Genomic DNA, 20,669 nt, shown 5'->3' on the forward strand with positions numbered 1-20,669 from the left:
AACCCACCCGCCTCCTCCCAACTCCCTACTCCCTACTCCCTACTCCCTACTCCCCTCCCTGTCTGTCCCCGATGCCGCAGATAATGATCGGCAATGGCGCAGGCAACCATCGCCTCGCCGATCGGCACGGCGCGGATGCCGACGCATGGATCGTGCCGGCCCTTGGTCATGATCTCGACGTCGTTGCCGTCCTTGTCGATCGACTTTCGCGGCGTCAGGATCGACGAGGTCGGCTTGACGGCGAAACGCGCGACGATCGCCTGGCCGGTCGAGATGCCACCGAGGATGCCGCCGGCATTGTTGGACAGGAAGACCGGTTTGCCGTCATTGCCCATGCGCATCTCGTCGGCATTCTCCTCGCCGGTGATGCGGGCGGCCTCGAAACCGTTGCCGATCTCGACGCCCTTGACGGCGTTGATAGACATCAGGCCGGAGGCGATGTCCTGGTCGAGCTTGGCATAGATCGGCGCGCCAAGCCCCGCCGGCACGCCGTCGGCGACGATCTCGATGACCGCACCGACCGAGGAGCCCGCCTTGCGGATACCGTCCAGATATTTGGTGAAGACGGCGACCGACGCCGGATCGGGAGTGAAGAACGGGTTTTCGGCGTCACCGACGAAATTCCAGTTCCAGTTGGCGCGATCGATCGATCTTTCGCCCATCGACACCAGCGCGCCGCGCACCACCATGCCTGGCACGATTTTGCGGGCAAGCGCCCCGGCCGCCACTCGCGCCGCAGTCTCACGCGCCGAGGAGCGACCGCCGCCGCGGTAATCGCGCAGGCCGTATTTGACCTCGTAAGTGTAGTCGGCATGGCCCGGCCGGAACTGGCGGGCGATGTCGCCATAGTCCTTGGAGCGCTGGTCGACATTCTCGATCAGCATCGACACCGGCGTGCCGGTGGTGATCATCGTCTCCCCGTCCTCATCGACAATAAAGCCGGACAGGACCTTGACCTCGTCAGGTTCGCGACGCTGGGTCACAAAACGTGACTGGCCGGGGCGACGCTTGTCGAGTTCGGCCTGGATCTCGTCGCGAGTGAAGCGGATGCCGGGCGGACAGCCATCGACGACGCAGCCCAGCGCCGGCCCGTGGCTTTCGCCCCAGGTGGTGACGCGGAAGAGATGGCCGAACGTGTTGTGCGACATGGAACCAGCCCTGCCGGCGTCGGAGCCGGCCTAGCGCATGACCTCGAAAATCGGCGCGATTTTCGGAAAGGATCATGCGCAAAAAAAATCAAAAGTGCTACAGCGTTCGTTGCGCGCCCAGGAGGACGCGGCGCTGCAGCTTGCCTTCTATTGGCGTTTTCCACAGTGGTCAAACTGTGATCCGGCGGATTTAGTTTTGACACATTCGATTGGTTTCTGCTCAGTTCCGTACCGTTGGACCGAGCCGCTGTACCGGCAATGATTAAAGAGGACGATGATGCGTATCCTGATTGGCGCTGTTGCCGCCACGCTGTTGATTTCCACCGCCGCCTTCGCCGGCCAGACCGAAGGCCTGATCAAGAAGGTCGACAAGGACGCGCTGACGCTGACGCTGGACGACGGCAAGTCCTACAAGCTGAACGCCGAAACCGATCTCGATGCGCTGAAACCGGGCATGGACATCGTCCTCGCGTATGACGTGACGAATGGCGAGAACGTCGTCACCGACATGGAACTGCCGGACACCGGATCGACCGAGTAGGGCGCGTCGGTGCCGGCCCGACCTGGTCTCAACATACGCTACCTCATCGGTCTCAAAGCCACTCCAGGCGCCGGCCGTCCAGCCTGAGCAGGCGGTCCTGCGGCACTTCCATGCTGACCGCCTCTTGTTCAGACATCCCCAGCACCAGGCGGAACAGCGCGCGCATGACGCCACCATGGGTCACGCAGACCGTCTGGCGATCGAGAGCGTCGAACCACGGCTTCACCCGTTCGAGCAGCATCTGATAGCTTTCGGCGCCTTCGCCGGGCGGCTGGAAATTCCATTTATCGAGGCGGCGGTGCCTGGTCGAACCGGGATCGTTCGCCTCGAGTTCGGCAAAGGTGAAACCCTGCCAGTCGCCAAAGCTCAATTCTACGAGTAGCGGCTCGGTACGATAGGCGTGCGGATCGAGCTTCATCGCCGCGCGCAGGCGCTCCATCGTCTCGCGCGTGCGCCGCATCGGGCTGGCGACAAAGTCGAAATCTTCGGGCTTGTCGATGAGTTCGGCCAGCCTACGCCCGTTGCGGCTAGCCTGCTCGCGGCCAAGCTCGTTGAGGTCGGTATCGGCCTGCCCCTGCAGCCGGGCCTCGGCGTTCCACGCCGTCTGGCCGTGGCGCACGATATAGACGAGCGGGTACATCAGGTCTTCCGGAAGAGGTCAGGCGGCGGCGTCAGTCCTTGACGGTAGAAATATCCGGCGCGTCGACCGCCTTCATGCCGACGACATGATAGCCGGAATCGACATGATGGATCTCGCCGGTGACACCGCGCGAAAGGTCGGACAGGAAATAGACGCCGGAATCGCCAACCTCCTCCTGCGTCACCGTCTGCTTCAACGGGGAATTGTATTCGTTCCACTTCAGGATGTAGCGGAAATCGCCGATGCCGGATGCGGCAAGCGTCTTGATCGGGCCGGCGGAGATCGCGTTGACACGGATCTTCTTGGCGCCGAGATCGACGGCCAGATAGCGCACGCTGGCTTCGAGTGCCGCCTTGGCGACACCCATGACGTTGTAGTGCGGCATCACCTTTTCCGCGCCGTAATAGGTCAGCGTCAGCAGCGAGCCGCCGTCGGTCATCAGCGCCTCGGCACGTTTGGCGATGGTGGTGAAGGAATAGACCGAAATATCCATGGTGCGCAGGAAATTGTCGCGCGTCGTCTCGACATAGCGGCCGGTCAGCTCGTCCTTGTCGGAAAAGGCGATGGCGTGGACGAGGAAATCGAGCTTGCCCCAATGGCTGGCGATATCGGCGAACACCGCATCAAGGCTGGCCGGGTCGGTCACGTCGCAATGGCCGGCGACATGCGCGCCCAGTTCCGCGGCAAGCGGCTCGACGCGTTTCTTGAACGCCTCGCCCTGATAGGTCAGCGCGATCTCGGCGCCATGGTCGACACAGGCCTTGGCGATGCCGTAAGCGATCGAGCGATTGTTGGCGATGCCAAGGATAAGGCCGCGCTTGCCGGCCATAAGGCCCCGTCCACCCGCCATGTCAGCGCTCTCCGCAAGGTTCTCTACTTTGTGGAGTGCCTATCGCACAGCCACAGTGCCCCTTCAAGCGTTCAAAGCGGACAGTTCGGGGGACAAAGCCGTTGAGTCCCGCCAACCCACAGCGAGAGGTCCTGAGGTTCCGGCGATCGCCGCTCTGTAATTTGTGCTCTGTCATACTTTTGATAGTATGCCCTGTCAGCGAGGGTGACATGTCGCATAAGAGCCGAGTTGATGTTCCGAAGGCGGGGACTGGCTCGCGCCTTCCGATCGGCAGGGAGTTGATGGACGACGGCATCGAGGCCCGTCACGAGCGGCGCGTACTAACCGCCCTTTGCTACGATCTCGTAGGCTCCACCGAGTTGCTCAGCCTGCTCGGCATCGAAGATTTTGAGGAACTTATCTTGGCGTTTCAAATGGCCGCCAGGAAAGCGATCGTGTCGTGCTCCGGAACCGTGAGGGTCGAGGTCGGCGACGGCGGCGTCGCTGTGTTCCCAGTCGATCTGGGTGCGAAGGATGCGGCGTCGCTGACGATCAGCGCCGGACTTGAGATCGTCAGGGCATGCAAGCTCCTTGCCGCGGAGAAAGGGAGGAGCGACCTACATGTGAGGGTCGGTGTGGCGACCTCGATGACGCTAATCCTGAAGGGGGATACCGCTGCAGCGCAGGACACGGTAACCGGCCCTGCATTTGCGCTGGCAACCAGGCTGCAGGCAATCGCCCGGCCAGATACCGTCGTCGTGTGCAACGAGACGCGCAATCTGACACGGCGCTCACACGTATTTAGCTTCTGCGGTTCTCACGTCATCAAAGGGTTCGCGCAACCCGAGCAGGTCTGGCAGGCGCTGAGCCACAAGCGGGGGGTAGACCGTTTCTTCGCGTTCGGACGCCTCACCAGCCCCTTGATCGACCGTGCGGATGAGGCCGAGCTGATACATGAATGTTGGAATGAAGCCGTTTCGGGACGTGGCCAAGTCATCGTGATCGAGGGCGAAGCCGGCATTGGCAAGTCGCGCATCCTACACGAGGTGCGCCGGCGAACGCGCTTCCAACGCAACAGGTTGCTCCTCTTCCAATGTATGCCAGGCGACTCGCGTTCGACGCTGTATCCACTGCGGCAGGCGATGCTGGGCAATTTCGACGACGGCGAGCGTGCACTCACCCCTGCGCTTGTGGCCGAGGTGTTCGCCGCAAATGACGTTCACGACGCCGAAGTCGTCGACATCTTTTCTTTTCTGCTCGGCGTGGAAGGCGCGAGGTCCGGTTTCCATGAGATGGATCCGGAAGTGGTCCGGGAGAAGGCCGATTGGGCTGCGCGCCATGCGTTACAAGCAACGTGCGCCAGTGGCCCAGTGGTCTTGATCGTTGAAGATATTCACTGGATCGACCTTACGTCGAAGCAACTGCTGGGTGAACTTGCAAAGCTGGTTCCTAGTTTCCCCGTGCTCTTGATCGCAACGGCGAGGCCGGGATGTGGCGACTGGCTGGACGATAAAAGCAAGCATGTCTTGCTCGCTCCCCTTGAGCATGCCGACACCTTGCGGGCAATCGCGACCATGTGGCCTCAAGGCAAGCGAGCGCCTGCGCCTGAGCTGATAGAGTTGGTCGAGCGCGTCACCGGCGGTGTACCCCTGTTCATCGAGGAAGTTTGCCAATGGATGGCGGAGAATGCCGCTAGCGGTACGGAGCAGCTGCCACAGGGCGTTTCGCTCGGCCGCGCGGCGGTGTTGGAAACAGTGTTGGATGCCCGGCTTGAGCCTCTCGGCCGCGCCCGCGAGGTGGCGCGTGCGGCCGCCGTCGCTGGCAACAGATTCAGCCTGGACTTGCTATCGGCGCTCTTGCCGGAATTTGACCCGGGCACAATCTCTGCGGCGCTCGATGCCCTGGCCGAGGCAGGCTTCGTACGCGCCAGGCACGCAGCAGCAACAGTGTACGCGTTTCGGCATGTGCTTATCCAAGAGACGATCTATAATGGAACACTGCGGAAACGGCGGCAGATCCTGCATCAGCGTCTTTACGCGGTGGCTAGTGACAACCGCAGCCTCGTTGGCTGGCTAACAACGGCAGCTCTTGCAGATCATGCTGAGCGAGGCGGCCTGCTTGACGAAGCGATCGGCGAGTTCGTCAATGCCGGCATGGAAAGCTCGTCCCGCTCGGCCATGGCTGAGGCAAGGCAGTTGCTCGAGCATGCCATTGCGCTTTGCGAGCAGGTTTCTGATCATGACAAACGGGATGCGCTGCGGCTCTCGGCGATGGTGGCGCTCGGGCCGATACTGACCGCCGTCGAAGGGCCAAATTCCGAGCACGCCCGCAGGCTCTATGACGACGGCGTAAAGATCGCACGGCGTCGGCCGATAGCGGAGCGCGCCAAGTGGTTCCCGATCTATTGGGGTTGGTGGTTCACGGGTTCGGTCGTTGACGGCGAGCGGGCGCAGGCCGTCGTCAGTGATCTACAGGAGGTTAACGACCCCGAGATTCAGCTTCAGGCTAGGCACTGCTTGTGGGCAGTCGATTTCAATCGCGGAGACCATGGTGGATGCATAACCGCGATTGATGCTGGACTGCCGCTCTATGACGTGGGCCAGGGGCACGCGAATGCCACGCGTTTTGGGGGGCACGACGCGCGCGTGTGCGGCTTGGCGCATCGTGCACTGTCGCTGTGGTTCTCGGGACGTGCAACGAGCGCTCTCCACTCCATGTCGGAGGCCCGCCGCTGGGCACAGCAGACTGGCCATGTCAGCAGCATTGCGCATGCCTGTATCAACGACGCGATGCTGAGTTGCTACCGCCGCGACTTCACTTCGTTACGTGACGTGATTGAGGATCTGCGACAGCTGACCGCGCTTCATCACCTGCCTTCGCTAGTCGTCTCGGCACAAATCTTCGAGGGCTGGTGCGATGGCAACGCTGGCCAACTCGAGCGGGGCAAGGACAAGATGCGTGAGGCCCTCGGCCTGCATGGACAAGTGCAGACACCCGAGGACGAGCCCGTCTATTGCGGCATGCTAGCGGAACTTCTCGCGCGCTCGGGTGAGATCAGTCACGCGCTTGCCCTGCTTCATTCGGCGGTGGCGCAGGCCGAGGCGGGTGGCAGCCGATATTGGCTGGCGGAACTACACCGGCGAATTGCACAACTTCTCGTCCTTGACAGGGCGGCAGCTGGCCGGGTGGCAGCTGCCCTTGAGAAGAGCCTCAATACTGCAGCCGAGCAAAATGCCGTGCCCATCCTCATCGCGGCCTACGAGACGCTCAGTGCGTCAAATCTCTCGCCCGAACTGCTTCGGCGCTACAACGACCGTGTCGAAGCGGCAAGGAAGTCGGTTGAGCCCGGCGAACCGCTGATCGTGAACCCTGAGCCGGAACTGCGGGCCAGCCGATAGTGGAACAATATGAGCGCCTTGGTCCTCCGGCAGACGAAGCGCTGACCTATCTGATGTCGATGCGACAAGCGTTGGGCATCACCCGTATTGCGGACATTACCGGCCTGGACCGTGTCGGCATCCCGGTCGTGCAGGCAACGAGGCCGTTCTCGTTTTCAAACGCGGTCGCGCAGGGAAAGGGCGCCAACCTAGCTCGCGCTGCGATATCGGCCATTTTGGAATCCGCTGAAAGCTTTTTCGCCGAGCGCATCGAACATCTTGATGCAGCTTACGCTTCGGCCAAATTACTACAGATACCCTACGGGCGATTTGAGATGTGGCTGCGAGAGCCCGCACGTGCTGATTGGCGCGGCCGAGAAATCGCTTGGGTAGAGGCGGAAAACCTGCTGGGCGGCGGCCGCGACTTCGTTCCGCTGGAATTGGTGCACACGGCCTATCTCGTACCGCCCAGCCCCTGTGACGGAATTTTCACGCCAACGACAACCGGACTGGCGGCCGCGCTTGATGAAACAGACGCCATCACACACGGCATATTGGAGTGCGTCGAACGCGATGCGATCGCCCGCGCTCTCAAGACGCATGGTTTTCTGCAACGCCAGCGAATCGATCCAGCGACCATCCATGACGCAGGGGTCTTGGCTCTATTGGATGAACTTGCACGAAAGGACATGATCGTCGGCCTTTGGCTTGCGCCGTCGCCTGTTGGCCTGCCTGTGATTTGGTGCCATCTGATGGAGAGCAATCCTCGCGAGACGGCATTGCTCCATCTGCCAGCCGATGGCTCGGCCGCTGCGTTCGATCCGGCGGCAGCTGCCGTCCAAGCGATCCATGAGGCGGCGCAGGCGCGGCTTGCGGCGATTTCGGGTGCGCGCGATGACATGACCCGGGCGTCTTATCCGAAATATCCCGACTGGCAGCTTATCGAGGCGCACCGCCAGCTGATCACCCGCGGCTGCAAGGACGTGTGCTTCGCCCGCCAGCCTGCCTATCGAGCGGCGGGCGGGCAGACCTTGCGTGGCAGCCTTCTCGCGAGACTGGCGGAAAGCGGAATCAGCGCCGTGTATCTGGTCCGCCTCAACACCAGCCCTTGGAACCGACTGTCGGCCGTCAGGATAGTTATCCCCCAATTGTACCCTTTGGTGGAGTGAGCGGATGCGACCTCGGCTCGTTTTCACCGGCCCCACGCTATCGCATCCAGAGGCACGGCAGGTGGCCGACGTGATCTGCCTGGCGCCGGCGGTGCAAGGCTCAATCATAGCTGCGGTGCAGCGTTATGACCCCGCTGCAATTGTCATCATAGACGGCGCTTTCCAGGCTGAGCCGGCAGTGAGGCACAAGGAGATACTGTGGGCGATCAGCCAGGCCATCCCGGTGATTGGTGCCGGAAGCATGGGAGCCTTGCGAGCCGCCGAGCTTTACCCATACATGCACGGCGTTGGCCTTATCTATCGATGGTACCGCCGCTTTGCTTTCCTGCCTGACGACGCAGTGGCAGTGCTGTACGGTCCGAAGGCGGTGAATTTTTCGCCACTAACGCACGCTTTGGTTGATTTACGAATGACCATCCGCGCTGCTTGGAGGCGGAACCTGATCTCCACCGATTTGTCAGGAAAGCTTGAGAATGTGGCCCGGAACCTCAATTTTCGGGAACGTACGCTGTCGCGAATGGTCCGCGAGGCATTGCCGGAAGCCAGTGATCATGATTTCGAAGTCTGCCGGCAAATTCTCGCAGGAGCTTTCGTTCAGCAAAAGAAACGCGACGCACTGTCAGCTCTGCAATTTATGCGCGAAAATGCATTGGTGCCGGCGGAATTGAAGAATTTCAGAATGACGGTCGCGTTTGTCCAGGATTTGGAGGACGCCGGCTTAGCAATCTGACGACAGAGTTGCCGGTGATACTTGGTGCAATTTACGAAGTGCAGGCTTCGTGATAGTGTCGCAGACCATGGGAGGGGCCGCGCAGTGGGAGGGGCCGCGAAGTTGAACGCGCTCGATGTCGCCGGTCGGGCGGGGATGTCGGCTGGAACACGCTTCCTGCTATACCCACAAGCGCCTTACGTTTCTGGGTACGAGAAACCCGAGGTAGTCTGGATTTCAACATCGCCTGGTTTGATCCATCCGGGCCCGGAGGATCGTCGCATATACGTGCGTGATCCCGTGCTGGACAAGCAGCCGTACGAGTATCCCTACCTGCCGCCCTTCGTTGGCGCGTATTTCCCACCAGCCGAACCCGGCTTTGATGGTCATTTCGACCACCTCTCTCTTCAGTCGCGCCAGTTCCTGGCAGCGCATGCGTTCGCGGCTGCGAGCCGGGTGCTGGACATCTGGGAAAGCTATCTGGGCAAGCCGATTGTCTGGTACTTCGCCGAAACATACGAGCGGCTTGAGATCATTCCCTGGGTTGACTGGGAGAATGCGCAATCGGGGTATGGCTATCTGGAGCTTGGCCGCGAGCGTGGAGCCGATGGGCACGGCCATCCATATGCCCTAAACTTCGACGTGATCGCGCATGAAGTGGGTCACTCCATACTCTTTTCTCTCTTCGGAGTGCCTAAGAAAGGCCTGCAGGACGGCGACTTCGGGCCGTTCCACGAAGCCAACGCCGATCTTATTTCGCTGCTTTCGTTCCTGCATTTCGACAGCGGGATGGATCGTTTGTTACGGCACAGCCAGGCAAACCTGCTTGTCCTCAACGAGCTCAACCGCATCGCCGAACTGACGGGCGACCGCCAGATCCGCCTTGCCAGTAACTCGCGCAAGATGACGGAAGTGACCGAAGAGATTCATGACAGGTCCCGCCCCTTCACGGGAGCGGTGTTCGATACCTTGGTCGATCTCTACCATGCCGGCCTGGTGCGGCAGGGCCTGGCCGACGAGCGCCTGCTTCGCTTCGACATCAGGCAGGTTGGCGAAGCCGACATGCGGCACATCTCCAACTTCACGGGCGATGCATTCCGGGCCAGTCCATTCCTTTTCAAGACCGAGCTAATCAAGGCGCGCGACGATGTCGCGCTTGCGCTAGCGCGCGCGTGGGCGCGGCTCGATGCCGATCATCTCACATTCGCAGTCGCAGCCTCCGCCATCATCGAAGTGTCCGACCACATCCGCCCGGCGATAGCGGCAAGCTTCGAGGAGAACTTCAGGTGGCGGGAAATTTTATGAACTGGTGATTACAACGGAGGAGAAGCAACATGAGCGACGATTTTCACCGACCGACACTGACTTTTCCCGATGGCGCGTATAACGCCAGCCAAGCAAGGCTCTACGGCATCCCCGGGAGTCGTGGTCTCGTGTTCCCGGGGAGTTCAAAGGCCGTCGGCACAAACAACACAAGCATTTCTTCAAATATATCTATGGACGATCCAAAAGATGATGAGAAAACTAATGCAGAGGTTAAGAAAGCAATAGAGGAATTAAGAGGTACAGGGAAAAATATATTATCTGACGAAGAAGTATTCAAAAAACTTATTACCATACCTGCCTTTCCGTGGCCCATAGGACTGTCGTACCAAATTGCACTCGACACGAGAAAGTTTGGTAAAATAGCTTTATCAACATTGATAACAATAAAAGAGGCACTAGCGGAAGGACAATTGCTTTCTTGTGGGATTATTGTTGGTTATTCATATGAAGGACATTGCTATGATCTACCGAAACCGAAAATCATGTTAATCCCAGCCTTTCCTGAAAAAATCCCGCCCGACGATTGCGGCTATGACAAGAAAAATAACCAAAATGGGAGTGTGGAGGATAGATACATGCTTTGGATCGTCGACAAGCTTGATGAGTGCATTGAATTCGAAACGAACCAGGGGTTCGTCGAACAGATCGTTCTCGATGCAAATCTGCCCGGCAAGCGCTCGCCCACGATGTATGCTTCCCGGATGATGATGGGGCACCGCGGGGGAAGACTTGGCGACTGATAGGCGCGAGTGCGCGCATGACCGATCGCGAGTTGTGGTCGGCTAGCCCCAGTTCGGCTTCCGTCAGCCCTTTCGCCTGCCCATCAGCGCCTCGAGCTCGGCGTCGCCGCCTTCCGGCAGCATCAGCCGCACATGCGCGTAGAGATCAGCGTGACCGCCGGCTTTTTCCGGCAGGCCCCTGCCCTTCAGCCGCAGAACCTTGTCCGAGCTTGACCAAGGGGGAACATTGACCGCAATCCTGCCGGTCGGAGTTTCGACCGCCACCTTGGCGCCATGCACCGCATCGGCCAGTTCCACCGGCAGGTCGACATGCAGGTCGCGGCCCTCGACGCGGTAGCGCGGGTGCCGGCGAAAGCGTATCTTGACCAGTGCATCGCCCGGCTGCCCCGGCCCTTGCTCGCCCTGGCCTTTCAGGCGGATGGTCTGGCCGTCCTCGACATAGGCCGGCAACTTGACCGCCATCTTGCGGCCGTCGGGGAACATCGCCGTCACCTTCTCCGCGGTGGCGGCTTCCTCGATGGTGACGTCCAGCGTCACGTTGAGATCGGCGGCGGTCGGGGCCTGACGGCGGCCGCCCGCGCCGGCGCCGCGCTGCTGGGTGAAAGCATCGCCGAAGATCTGGCTGAAGATGTCGCTGTTGCCGTCGAACGGATCGCCGCCGGGACGGCCCGTGCGGAATTCGAAATGCGCGCCGCCCGGCCCTTGCTGCCGGCGGAAACCGGCGAAAGGATCGGCGCCGCCGGCCGCGCCTTCGAAACCCTGGAAACGCGGTTTGCCGTCGGCGTCGATCTCGCCGCGATCGAAAGCCGCCCGGTTCTTCTCGTCGCCGACAATCTCGTACGCCTGGTTGGCGGCGGCAAAACGGTCCTTCGCCTTGGGATCATCCGGATTCTGGTCTGGATGATACTTCTTGGCGAGCTTCCGGTACGCCGATTTTATATCCTTGGCCGATGCGTTCTTGGCAACGCCCAGCACCTCATAGGGGTCGCGCATGCTTACTGCCCTGGAGAAGGAGTGAGTCCACGATTTGCTACCCCTATATGCGCTCGCATAGGAAGAAATTCCAGTGGCTTGCCACCATATGGCTGGCGGAAAATCAGAGCGCCTTGAAGTCCTGCATTCGCCAGGCGCTGCCGCCGGCCAGGCATACTTCGCCCTTGAACAGCACGACGCCGTCGAAGCTTTCGCGTGACGCGGTGAAGCGACGGCATGTCTCGCCGTTAGCCCTGAATTCCGCCAGTTCGGTGATGGAGCCGCGCGAGCCGGTGTCGGCATTCGCCCAGGGAACGGCCTGCCCGGCCAGTTGCTCGACGTCGGCGGAGGACACGGCGTTGCGGATCGTGGCCTGGTCGGAGGCGCGGTCCTGATCGAGCGACGTGACTGGGGCCGGCGTGCTCGAGGTCAGCACCGAGCGGTCGACCTCCGCCTGCTCGAGGCTGAAGCCGCCGCCGCCACACGCGGCAAGCGGCAGGACGATTATCACGATCATGGCTTTGGCGCTGGCCGAAGCGATAACGTTCCATTGCCCACTGTCAAAAGCTTGCGCGATACGCGACAATCGGCAATCTCCCCAGCCGGCGACAAATTTGGGAAAACTATGAGCGAAACCGGGTTAACAAGCGGTGACTTTACCGAGGCGGCGGAGCCGTTCCGGCTTTTTGCGGCGTGGCTCGACGATGCGACGAAGAGCGAGATCAACGACCCCAACAGCGTGGCTCTGGCGACGGTCGATGCCGAGGGCATGCCGAATGTGCGCATGGTGCTGCTCAAGGGCTTCGATGAGGGCGGCTTCGTCTTCTACACGAACTTCGAGAGCGCCAAGGGCCGTGAGATCCTGGGCAGCATGAAAGCGGCAATGTGCTTCCACTGGAAATCGCTGCGCCGGCAGGTGCGGGCGCGCGGCCCGGTGGAGATCGTCACCGACGCCGAAGCCGATGCCTATTACGCGACCCGCCCGCGCGGCAGCCGCATCGGCGCCTGGGCCTCCAAACAGTCGCGGCCGCTGGAAAGCCGCTTCGCGCTGGAAAAGGCGGTCGCCGAATATACGGCGCGCCACGCTATCGGCGACATCCCGCGGCCAAAACACTGGTCGGGCTTCCGCATCGTGCCCCAGACCATCGAGTTCTGGCACGACCGTCCGTTCCGGCTGCACGACCGTGTCGTCTTTTCGCGCAACGCCGAGGGCGGCTGGGACAAGGTGAGGCTTTATCCGTAGGGGACGATGCCGCGCTGTTTCAATCGCAGGAGTGACTCCTATGTGGCTGCGCAGGCCATCGAGGATTTTGTAGCCCGTGAGGAATGGCAACTCGCCGAAATAGAGGCAGGATTGGCTGAAGCTCGCGCGGCGATTTTGCCAGTGCCGGCGAGGTAGAGGCTGTTGTCGGGAAATACGTCAAGTCGACCCGCCAGGCATAAGCCACAGTCAATCCGCTAAACCGAGCGGGCGCTGCGGCGGCTTGATGAAATCGGCGCGCATGGCGAGAAAGACAATCCCGAGGCCGCCGCGAGAGTCATTGCGCGCATCGTAACGGCGGCGGGACATCTCGCCGAACAACCGCGATGGGGCGTGTCGGGCGCATCAAGGGGACACGGGAACTCGTCTTGGTCGAAGCCGTATATCATCCCTCATCGCGTCGACGGCGAGACTGTCGAAATCCTCACCGTCATGCACGCCGCCCAGCGGTGGCTTAGGCCTTGTAAGTCGCTCGGCACCCAGGTCAGGCCATACCGCCTGCGCCGAACCACCCGGAACTCCCGGGCTCCAGAGACCTGGCGCTTCCGATCTCACTTCACCATCTCGTGTGCGTGAAACGTTCCAGCTTGCGGGGACGAACCAGGGAAGGGCTCAACGCGCCGCTGGCGCAAATTCAGGAGGACGCAATGCATTCACTCAGGTTGGTCACGATAGCCGGTCTTGCCGGCCTTTTCGCTTCGCAAGCCTTTGCGGAGGACGCGATGGGGACAATGACGGTGATGAAGGGTGGCGAGGTCATGGCGATCATGCCCGATGGGCATATGGGCACCATGATGCCCGACGCGAAGATGAGCGCCGAAATGATGAAAATGGCGAAACCGATCAAGCATTGCATGATGTTGATGACCGACGCCAAAGGCAAGACATTCATGATCGACACGTCTTCGGCAAAGGCCCAGGCCGAATGTAAAAAAATGGCGATGTGACAAAGAGAGCATGGCGAGAAAACCCGCCGATTGCTGCCGGCGGGTCCACGATGCGAGACAAGGCCAGAAGGTCTAGGCCTTTTTCCTGGTCAAGAAGGCGGTCAAGGCGGCGCGGGCTTCATCGGATTTGAGCCGCTCGCGGAAATGCTGGCTTTCCTGGCCGATGCGCTCGACAAGGTCTTCGCGCGAGCCGCGCATCAGGTCTCGCGCGATCCTCAGCGCTTGCCGCGGCTTGGCCGCGATCTGGCCCGCCGCCGCCAATACCGATGCTTCGAGTGCGTCTTCCTCGACCACCTCGTAGATCAGCCCGGCGGCCTTCGCCCGCTCGGCCGAAAAGCCCTCGCCAAGGCCAAGCAGCGCGAAAGCGCCCTGCCGGCCGAGGATCTGCGGTGCCAGCAGGCTCGAACCGGCCTCCGGCACAAGGCCGAGATCGACGAAGGGCGTCCGGAATATTGTGCGCGGCGTGGCGAACGTCAGGTCGCAATGCAGGTTGAGCGTGGTGCCGATGCCGACCGCAATCCCGTCGACGCCGGAAACCATGGGCTTCTCCGCTTTGGCCAGCGCCATCAGGAAATCCCAGACTTCGGTACCGCTTTCGCCGCCCGAGGCGACGACCATGAAATCGGCAAGGTCGTTGCCGGACGAGAAGGCGCCGGGCGCGCCGAGAAAGACATGGACGCGGATCGCCGGATCGGCGTCGCCGCCGGCAAGAGCCGCCGACATCGTCGCGTACATGGCGCGGGTCAGGGCGTTCTTCTTGTCCGGACGGTTCATGCGGATGATCTGGATGGCACCCTGGCGTTCGACGAGGATGTGGTCTGTCACGGATTGGTCCTTTGTGAATTTCGGGCGTTGCGAACGTCAGGCTGAAATCAGCGCTTTGCCGGCAACGCCAAGGCTGTCGGCGCCGCCGATGACGCGCTCCTTCAGCGCGCCCACCTCGCCCAGCAGGTTCTCGGCGAAGAACCGGCAAAGCGCGATGCGGTTTTGGTCGGCAAGCGCACCGCGCGCCAGATAGGCGCTGCCAGCGGCAAGCGAGATCAGCCTGAGATAAGGTGTGGCGCCGGCCAGCGCCTCGTCCGAACGGCCTTCGGCCTGCAGGTCTTGCAGGAAACGGGTTGCCTGGGAGAGGTCGTCGAGCGCCTGGTCGAGCCGATCGGCGGTGCGGCCGAAGCCTTCAAGGTTCGACGCTCGCACCGCATCGGCGACGGCCTTGAGCTCGGCGATGTAGCCATGCACATGCTGGCCGCCGCCGAGCGGCAGTTTGCGCGTCACCAGATCGATTGCCTGGATGCCATTGGTGCCTTCGTAAATGGGCGCAATGCGTGCGTCGCGATAAAGCGCTGCAGCCCCCGTCTCCTCGATGAACCCCATGCCGCCATGCACCTGAAGCCCAAGCGAGGCGACCTCGACGCCGACATCGGTGGAAAACGCCTTAGCCAGCGGCGTCAAAAGATTGGCGCGTTCCTGCCAGTGCTTTGCATCCTCGCTCGCGGACGCGAGATCGATGGCGTGGGCGCAGGAATAGCAGATGGCGCGGGCAATCTGGGTCAGCGCCTTCATAGTCAGAAGACTGCGCTGGATGTCGGGGTGATGCACGATCGGCGCCATGCCGGCACCGCGATAGCTTGCCGCCTTGCCTTGCCGGCGATCATTGGCGTAGGCCAGCGCCTTCTGCGTCGCCGCCTCGGCGACCGCGACGCCCTGGATGCCGACGGCAAGACGCGCATTGTTCATCATGGTGAACATGCAGGCGAGGCCTTTGTTCTCCTCGCCGACCAGCCAGCCAATCGCGCCGGGCGTGCTGCCTTCGAAGCCATCGCCATAGATCATGGTGCAGGTCGGCGAAGCGTGGATGCCCAATTTGTGCTCCAGCGCGGAGCAGAAGACGTCATTGCGCCCGCCCAGCGCGCCATCGTCGCCAACCAGGAATTTCGGCACCAGGAACAGCGAAAGGCCACGCGTGCCGGCCGGCGCGTCCGGCAGCCGCGCCAGCACCAGATGGATGATGTTGTCGGTGAAATCGTGCTCGCCATAGGTAATGAAGATCTTTTGCCCGAAGATGCGGTAGGTGCCGTCGCCGGCCGGCTCGGCACGGGTTCGCAAGGCATTCAGGTCCGAGCCGGCCTGCGGCTCGGTCAGGTTCATAGTGCCCATCCATTCGCCAGAGACCAGCTTTTCCAGATATTTGGCCTTGAGCGCTTGCGAGCCGTGCTTGTCGAGTGCTTCGACCGCACCCATGGTCAGCGTCGGAGCGATGCCGAACGCCATTGAGGCGGAGTTCCACATTTCGAGCGCGGCGGCGCCGAGCATGGCCGGCAGCGCCTGGCCGCCATACGCTTCCGGCGCGGACAGCGCGTTCCAGCCGCCATCTATCCAGCGGCGATAAAGTTCCTTCAAGCCGGTTGGCGTGGTGACGGCAGCGCCGTTGAGCACCGCGCCTTGCCGGTCGCCGATCTCATAGAGCGGCGCCACCTCCTCACTGGCGAAACGGCCGGCCTCGGCCAGAATGGCGTCGACGAGGTCTTCGCCGAGTTCGCCAAAGGTGCCGGCATCGAGCGCCGCCTTCAAGCCGGCGACATGCTTCAGGGTGAAGGCGATTTCCTCGACCGGTGCCCGATACATGGCGCTCGCTTCTCCTCAGCCTGGCTCTCCTCAGTCCGGCAGGCCAAGTTAAGACCCGTGCCGGCGCAAAATCATCTGCTTTCGGAGTTCCCTGTCCATCTTCTTTTTACGTAAACGTCAAACTTTGTCACGTGGATTTTGCAATTGCCACGACGCAGGCTAAATTCGCCAAGATAGAGCAGAATACCGAAATAGGATTGCCTCGTGCTCGCAGACTTGACGCCCATCGCTGCATCGAATGCGCCTGCTTTGGCGGGCGGCCGGTTTTTGCTATCATGAAGGTAAGGTCGAGAACGGCGCAGCCTATTGGTCGGATCGCGGCACATTGTGCTCACCACCATGCTCGCTGACCCCTCATCGCAAACGCGAGGCCGAGGGAACGCTGTCGCAAGTGCCGGCGCTCAATCCGTTTCATATCCCCTCTCGCCAGTGACAACCATCAAGACCATCGACGGAGAAGCTGTCCGAGCCGTGGCATCCGCGGGCCGCGATCGAAAGCATTTCCTTAACCATGGCGGTTCAGGATCTGGCTTTGGCCAGCAAGGACCTGCTGTTTGAAAACGCCGGCGCACCCCCTTGTCCGCTCAGCGCTTCTCCTTGTCGCGGCCGCGATAACCCTGGCGCTGACGCCGGCAAGGGCCTCGGATTTCTCCGAACCGTGGAAGGATGCGGACCGGGCGCTGGTCGTCGACGCCTACGAATACAATTCCATTGACTGGACCCGGCTAGCTGCCGACAAGCGTCTTGTCGGCTTCATCAACAAGGCATCCGACGGAATGCCGCCACCCTATTTCTGTTTCGGCGACGAGACCGAGATGCGTCTGTGCAAGACGCTTTGGAAGCGCCATGCGATGGCACAGGAGCTGTTCCAGACGCGCAAGGTGGTGGCCAAGGCGCTGGGCCTGAAATGGGGTGCCTATCATCTCGCCCGCCCTGGCAACCCCGTGGGACAGGCCAATAATTTCATCAATTTCGTGAAACCCGGGCCGGATGACCTGCTTGCCCTCGACATCGAGGACGATGATCCCACCCAATGGATGTCGCTCGAGGATGCCGAGGAATTCGTGCGCCATGTGCATCGTCGGGTTGGCCGCTTTCCGGTGCTCTACACCAACGGCACGACCGCCAGGCATATCGCCGACAATAAGTATAAATACCCGCTCCTGTCCCGGTTGCCGCTGTGGTACGCGCGTTATAAGCCAGACATCGATGTGCATTTTCCGATGGGCAACTGGCAGGGCTATGCGCTCTGGCAGTTTTCGGCGCGAGCAAATTGCGGCCGGTTCCGCTGTCCCTACAGGGTTGCGGGCACGCCCAACGATATCGATGTCAGCGTCGCGCCGATGAACGCGACGGAATTGCGCGCACAGTGGCCGTTCGGCGGCCTGATCGACGTGCAGCCGGATTATCTCGCCTCGATACCGGTGCCGCTCTCACGCGAGGCGGGGCTCGCCGGCACTGCCATGACCTATGCCACAGTGGCAGCACCCGCGAGCCTCGAGCAACTGGTCGCGGTATTCAGGACGCGCTTGGCCAGGTTCAGCAGCGGCTTTCAAATGCCTGCGGCGAAGGCGGCGCCGAGCCTTCCGCGCGGGATTGCCGAATATGTTGCCTGGACGCGAAACGAAGAGCGCCTGGCATCGGTGTCTGGAATTGCCCCCACCGCCGATGCGGTCAGCAGCGTCTCGACCGTATTCGGCCGCGGCCTGCGCTGAGGCTGAGGGCCGCCTGAAGCGTCAGTTCGCCTGCTCGCGCGCCACCGCCAGCCAGCCAATGTCGCGGCGGCAAAAGCCTTGCGGCCAGTCGATCCGGTCGAGCGCGGCGTAAGCCTTCTTCTGCGCCTCGCCGACGGTGCGGCCGGTCGCCGTGACGTTGAGCACGCGACCGCCATTGGCGACGAGTGCGCCGCCGTTGATGGCGGTGCCGGCGTGAAAAATCTCGACGCCGTCGCCTGCCGCTGCCTCGACGCCGCGAATGACCGAGCCCTTTTCCGGCGTGCCGGGATAACCCCTGGCTGCCATCACCACGGTGAGCGCCGCCTCGTCGCGCCAGCGCACCGAGGTGTGCGCCAGCTGGCCGTCGGCGGCGGCGTTGAGTAGGACCAGGAGATCGTCCTTCAGCCGCATCATCAGCACCTGGCATTCCGGGTCGCCGAAACGGGTGTTGTATTCGATCAGCTTCGGCCCGCTGTCTGATATCATCAGCCCGGCGAACAGCACGCCGGAAAACGGCGCGCCTGTTTCAGCCATGCCGCGCATGGTCGGCTCGACGATCTCGCGCATGGTGCGGTCGATCATCTCCGGCGTCATCACCGGCGCCGGCGAATAGGCGCCCATGCCGCCGGTGTTGGGGCCGGTGTCGCCGTCACTGAGGCGCTTATGATCCTGCGCGGTGCCGAAGGGCAGCGCGGTGATGCCGTCGCAAAGGCAGAAGAAGCTTGCCTCTTCGCCGCTGAGAAACTCCTCGACCACCACTTCGGCGCCGGCCTGGCCGAAGGAGCCGTCGAAACAGGCGTCGAGCGCGGCCAGCGCCTCGTCAAGCGTCATGGCGACGGTGACGCCCTTGCCGGCAGCGAGGCCGTCGGCCTTGATGACGATCGGCGCACCCATTCTCTCGACATAGGCCTTGGCCGAAGCCAGATCGCCGAAGCGGCCATAGGCGGCGGTCGGGATGCCGTATTTGGCGCAGAGGTCCTTGGTGAACCCCTTCGAGCCTTCCAGCCGTGCCGCTGCCTTTGACGGGCCGAAGACGCGGATGCCCTCGGCGCGAAGGTCGTCGGCAATGCCGGCGACCAGCGGCCCTTCCGGGCCGACCACGACGAGGTCTATTTCTTTCTCGCGGCAAAACCGGACCACCGCTGCATGATCCGAAACATCGAGCCTCACCAACTCGGCTTCGCCGCCGATGCCCGGATTGCCGGGCGCCGCGTAGAGTTTGGTCAGCAGCGGCGACGCCGCCATCTTCCAGGCCAACGCATGTTCTCGTCCGCCGGAGCCGATCAGCAAAACACGCATGCCTGGATTCCTTGCCCGTTCCGATCAGGACTGCGCTATTGCGCCCCGGGCGGCGGGTCAAGACATTTGGCTGTCCGCGGCGGCGATTCCGCGCCGCGAGCGGATCCGGCCTGCTTGACGCTTGACGGCATTCGCCTCTGCTGCCACTCCAGCAAAATGGAAACCGTCCAGTCGAAAGCGGCCCAGGGCCGCGTCGCCGATGCGCCGAGCGGCCACTGGGTCTATCGCGCGCTGCCGCGGGGGTTGTGGCCCTATGCGCAGCTTGCCCGATGGGACCGGCCGATCGGCTGGCAATTGCTGCTGTGGCCATGCTGGTGGTCGGCTGCACTTGCCGCGAGCGCCTATCCGCGTCCGACGGACCCGCTGCTCTCGCTGCTGCCGTCGCCGTGGTATCTGCTGCTGTTTTTTCTTGGCGCGTTCGCCATGCGTGGCGCCGGCTGCACCTACAACGACCTGGTCGACGAGGACATCGACAACCAGGTGGAACGCACACGCTCGCGGCCGCTGCCGGCCGGCAAGGTTACGCGCCGGCAGGCCTGGATGTTTGTTGTCTTGCAGGCACTGGTCGGCCTCGCCGTGCTTTTGCAGTTCAACAGCTTGGCCATCTTGCTCGGCATCGGCTCGCTGGTCATCGTCGCCATCTACCCGTTCATGAAGCGGTACACCAATTGGCCGCAACTGGTTCTCGGTCTTGCCTTTTCCTGGGGGGCGCTGATGGGATGGGCGGTCGAGTTCGGCGATCTCGATGGGCCGGCAATCATGCTCTATATCGGCTCGATCCTGTGGGTGATCGGCTATGACACGATCTATGCGCATCAGGACAAGGAGGACGACGCCATCGTCGGCGTGCGCTCGACGGCGCGCCTGTTCGGCGACAACACCAAGGCCTGGCTTGCCGGACTTTATGGCGGAGCGCTGGTCTGCTTCGCCATTGCTTTCGCCTCGGCGCAGGCACCGGTGCCGGCGCTCGCCGGGCTGATTGCCGCCGGCGCCCATCTGGCGCGGCAGATCGGCGTGCTCGACATCGACGATCCGGACCAGTGCCTGAGGCTGTTCAGATCGAACAACCAGGTCGGCTGGCTGATCTTCCTCGGCCTGATCGGCGGCGCGGTCTGGGTGGCGCTGAAGCCGCTGGTTTAGGAGCCTTTTCCCTTCTCCCTTGTGGGAGAAGGTGGATTGGCGCGTAGCGCCAAGACGGTTGAGGGATGTTGGAAGAAATGAGGCGTTGGCGTTCCCTGGAACACCCCTCATCCGACCGAGCTCCGCTCGGCCACCTTCTCCCACAGGGGGCCTGTTGCGTAATTCGCTGATTGTGATTCTCTGAGGTGGACGGTCTGAGGGAATCGCGATGGCAGTGAAGCAGACGGGCCA

20 protein-coding genes and 1 pseudogene are annotated in these 20,669 nt (G+C 62.1%); 13 read left to right on the forward strand and 8 right to left on the reverse strand.

Annotation, left to right across the window (positions count from 1 at the left end; all coding sequences use genetic code 11):
- Window positions 1–32: 32 nt before the first annotated feature.
- Window positions 33–1,148 (reverse strand): chorismate synthase, encoded by a 1,116-nt coding sequence (gene aroC, locus NKI01_RS29725; RefSeq protein WP_352589006.1) that lies wholly within the window; start codon window positions 1,146–1,148, stop codon window positions 33–35.
- A 37-nt stretch (window positions 1,149–1,185) separates the two neighbouring features.
- Between aroC and NKI01_RS29730 the strand changes: the two genes are divergently transcribed.
- Both NKI01_RS29730 and NKI01_RS29735 read left to right on the forward strand, forming a co-directional pair.
- The gene (locus tag NKI01_RS29730) at window positions 1,186–1,410 is read left to right on the forward strand and encodes a hypothetical protein (protein WP_352965690.1); all 225 of its coding nucleotides are present in this window, start codon (window positions 1,186–1,188) and stop codon (window positions 1,408–1,410) included.
- 15 nt (window positions 1,411–1,425) lie between these two features.
- The gene (locus tag NKI01_RS29735) at window positions 1,426–1,689 is read left to right on the forward strand and encodes a DUF1344 domain-containing protein (protein ID WP_023716902.1); all 264 of its coding nucleotides are present in this window, start codon (window positions 1,426–1,428) and stop codon (window positions 1,687–1,689) included.
- Between the two features lie 52 nt (window positions 1,690–1,741).
- Here NKI01_RS29735 and NKI01_RS29740 read toward each other — a convergent pair whose 3' ends face one another.
- Window positions 1,742–2,329 (reverse strand): histidine phosphatase family protein, encoded by a 588-nt coding sequence (locus NKI01_RS29740; protein WP_352788386.1) that lies wholly within the window; start codon window positions 2,327–2,329, stop codon window positions 1,742–1,744.
- A 31-nt stretch (window positions 2,330–2,360) separates the two neighbouring features.
- A complete protein-coding gene (gene fabI / locus NKI01_RS29745) occupies window positions 2,361–3,179 on the reverse strand; it encodes an enoyl-ACP reductase FabI (RefSeq protein ID WP_031211054.1) in 819 nt (272 codons plus the stop codon).
- Window positions 3,180–3,460: 281 nt separating this feature from the next.
- On the opposite strand from fabI, the gene NKI01_RS29750 reads away from it, so the two are divergent.
- From NKI01_RS29750 to NKI01_RS29770, 5 genes are all read left to right on the forward strand, one after another.
- Window positions 3,461–6,556 (forward strand): ATP-binding protein, encoded by a 3,096-nt coding sequence (locus NKI01_RS29750; RefSeq protein WP_352715670.1) that lies wholly within the window; start codon window positions 3,461–3,463, stop codon window positions 6,554–6,556.
- On the forward strand, window positions 6,556–7,704 hold the full coding sequence (locus NKI01_RS29755) for a YcaO-like family protein (protein ID WP_352788389.1): 1,149 nt from the start codon (window positions 6,556–6,558) through the stop codon (window positions 7,702–7,704). Before NKI01_RS29750 ends, NKI01_RS29755 begins: the two co-directional genes overlap by 1 nt.
- A gap of 61 nt (window positions 7,705–7,765) precedes the next feature.
- On the forward strand, window positions 7,766–8,434 hold the full coding sequence (locus NKI01_RS29760) for a TfuA-like protein (protein WP_352788392.1): 669 nt from the start codon (window positions 7,766–7,768) through the stop codon (window positions 8,432–8,434).
- Between the two features lie 135 nt (window positions 8,435–8,569).
- Complete coding sequence (locus NKI01_RS29765; protein WP_502899494.1) at window positions 8,570–9,718, forward strand: gluzincin family metallopeptidase; 1,149 nt, start codon at window positions 8,570–8,572, stop codon at window positions 9,716–9,718.
- Between the two features lie 29 nt (window positions 9,719–9,747).
- Entirely contained in the window at window positions 9,748–10,479 is a 732-nt protein-coding gene (locus NKI01_RS29770; protein ID WP_352788396.1) for a hypothetical protein, read from the forward strand.
- 63 nt (window positions 10,480–10,542) lie between these two features.
- Here the strand turns inward: NKI01_RS29770 and NKI01_RS29775 are convergent, their stop codons facing one another.
- Together NKI01_RS29775 and NKI01_RS29780 are read right to left on the reverse strand one after the other, a co-directional pair.
- A complete protein-coding gene (locus NKI01_RS29775) occupies window positions 10,543–11,472 on the reverse strand; it encodes a DnaJ C-terminal domain-containing protein (protein WP_352788398.1) in 930 nt (309 codons plus the stop codon).
- Window positions 11,473–11,575: 103 nt separating this feature from the next.
- Window positions 11,576–12,037: an RT0821/Lpp0805 family surface protein gene (locus tag NKI01_RS29780; protein ID WP_352588994.1), complete on the reverse strand. Its 462-nt coding sequence runs from the start codon at window positions 12,035–12,037 to the stop codon at window positions 11,576–11,578.
- A gap of 39 nt (window positions 12,038–12,076) precedes the next feature.
- On the opposite strand from NKI01_RS29780, the gene pdxH reads away from it, so the two are divergent.
- The 4 genes and pseudogenes from pdxH (at window position 12,077) to NKI01_RS29795 (ending at window position 13,659) form a co-directional block, all read left to right on the forward strand.
- Window positions 12,077–12,694: a pyridoxamine 5'-phosphate oxidase gene (pdxH, locus tag NKI01_RS29785; RefSeq protein ID WP_292663882.1), complete on the forward strand. Its 618-nt coding sequence runs from the start codon at window positions 12,077–12,079 to the stop codon at window positions 12,692–12,694.
- A gap of 27 nt (window positions 12,695–12,721) precedes the next feature.
- Window positions 12,722–12,894: pseudogene (locus NKI01_RS30925) on the forward strand (CopG family ribbon-helix-helix protein); the annotation flags it as partial.
- A gap of 49 nt (window positions 12,895–12,943) precedes the next feature.
- Window positions 12,944–13,288: a type II toxin-antitoxin system RelE/ParE family toxin gene (locus NKI01_RS29790; protein WP_352483738.1), complete on the forward strand. Its 345-nt coding sequence runs from the start codon at window positions 12,944–12,946 to the stop codon at window positions 13,286–13,288.
- A gap of 71 nt (window positions 13,289–13,359) precedes the next feature.
- A complete protein-coding gene (locus tag NKI01_RS29795) occupies window positions 13,360–13,659 on the forward strand; it encodes a hypothetical protein (protein ID WP_023716881.1) in 300 nt (99 codons plus the stop codon).
- A gap of 72 nt (window positions 13,660–13,731) precedes the next feature.
- Here the strand turns inward: NKI01_RS29795 and NKI01_RS29800 are convergent, their stop codons facing one another.
- Entirely contained in the window at window positions 13,732–14,484 is a 753-nt protein-coding gene (locus tag NKI01_RS29800) for a crotonase/enoyl-CoA hydratase family protein (RefSeq protein ID WP_352965696.1), read from the reverse strand.
- Window positions 14,485–14,520: 36 nt separating this feature from the next.
- Window positions 14,521–16,284, reverse strand: coding sequence for an acyl-CoA dehydrogenase family protein (locus tag NKI01_RS29805; protein WP_352965698.1), 1,764 nt, complete (start codon window positions 16,282–16,284; stop codon window positions 14,521–14,523).
- A gap of 554 nt (window positions 16,285–16,838) precedes the next feature.
- Between NKI01_RS29805 and NKI01_RS29815 the strand changes: the two genes are divergently transcribed.
- On the forward strand, window positions 16,839–17,999 hold the full coding sequence (locus NKI01_RS29815; protein ID WP_502898258.1) for a glycoside hydrolase family 25 protein: 1,161 nt from the start codon (window positions 16,839–16,841) through the stop codon (window positions 17,997–17,999).
- 21 nt (window positions 18,000–18,020) lie between these two features.
- On the opposite strand, the gene purD is transcribed toward NKI01_RS29815, so the two are convergent.
- Window positions 18,021–19,298, reverse strand: coding sequence for a phosphoribosylamine--glycine ligase (purD, locus tag NKI01_RS29820; RefSeq protein WP_352547529.1), 1,278 nt, complete (start codon window positions 19,296–19,298; stop codon window positions 18,021–18,023).
- A gap of 156 nt (window positions 19,299–19,454) precedes the next feature.
- On the opposite strand from purD, the gene ubiA reads away from it, so the two are divergent.
- On the forward strand, window positions 19,455–20,438 hold the full coding sequence (ubiA, locus tag NKI01_RS29825) for a 4-hydroxybenzoate octaprenyltransferase (protein ID WP_352588985.1): 984 nt from the start codon (window positions 19,455–19,457) through the stop codon (window positions 20,436–20,438).
- Window positions 20,439–20,669 lie beyond the last annotated feature (231 nt).

The organism is Mesorhizobium sp. M0815 (genome assembly GCF_040319995.1).
GTDB lineage: Bacteria > Pseudomonadota > Alphaproteobacteria > Rhizobiales > Rhizobiaceae > Mesorhizobium.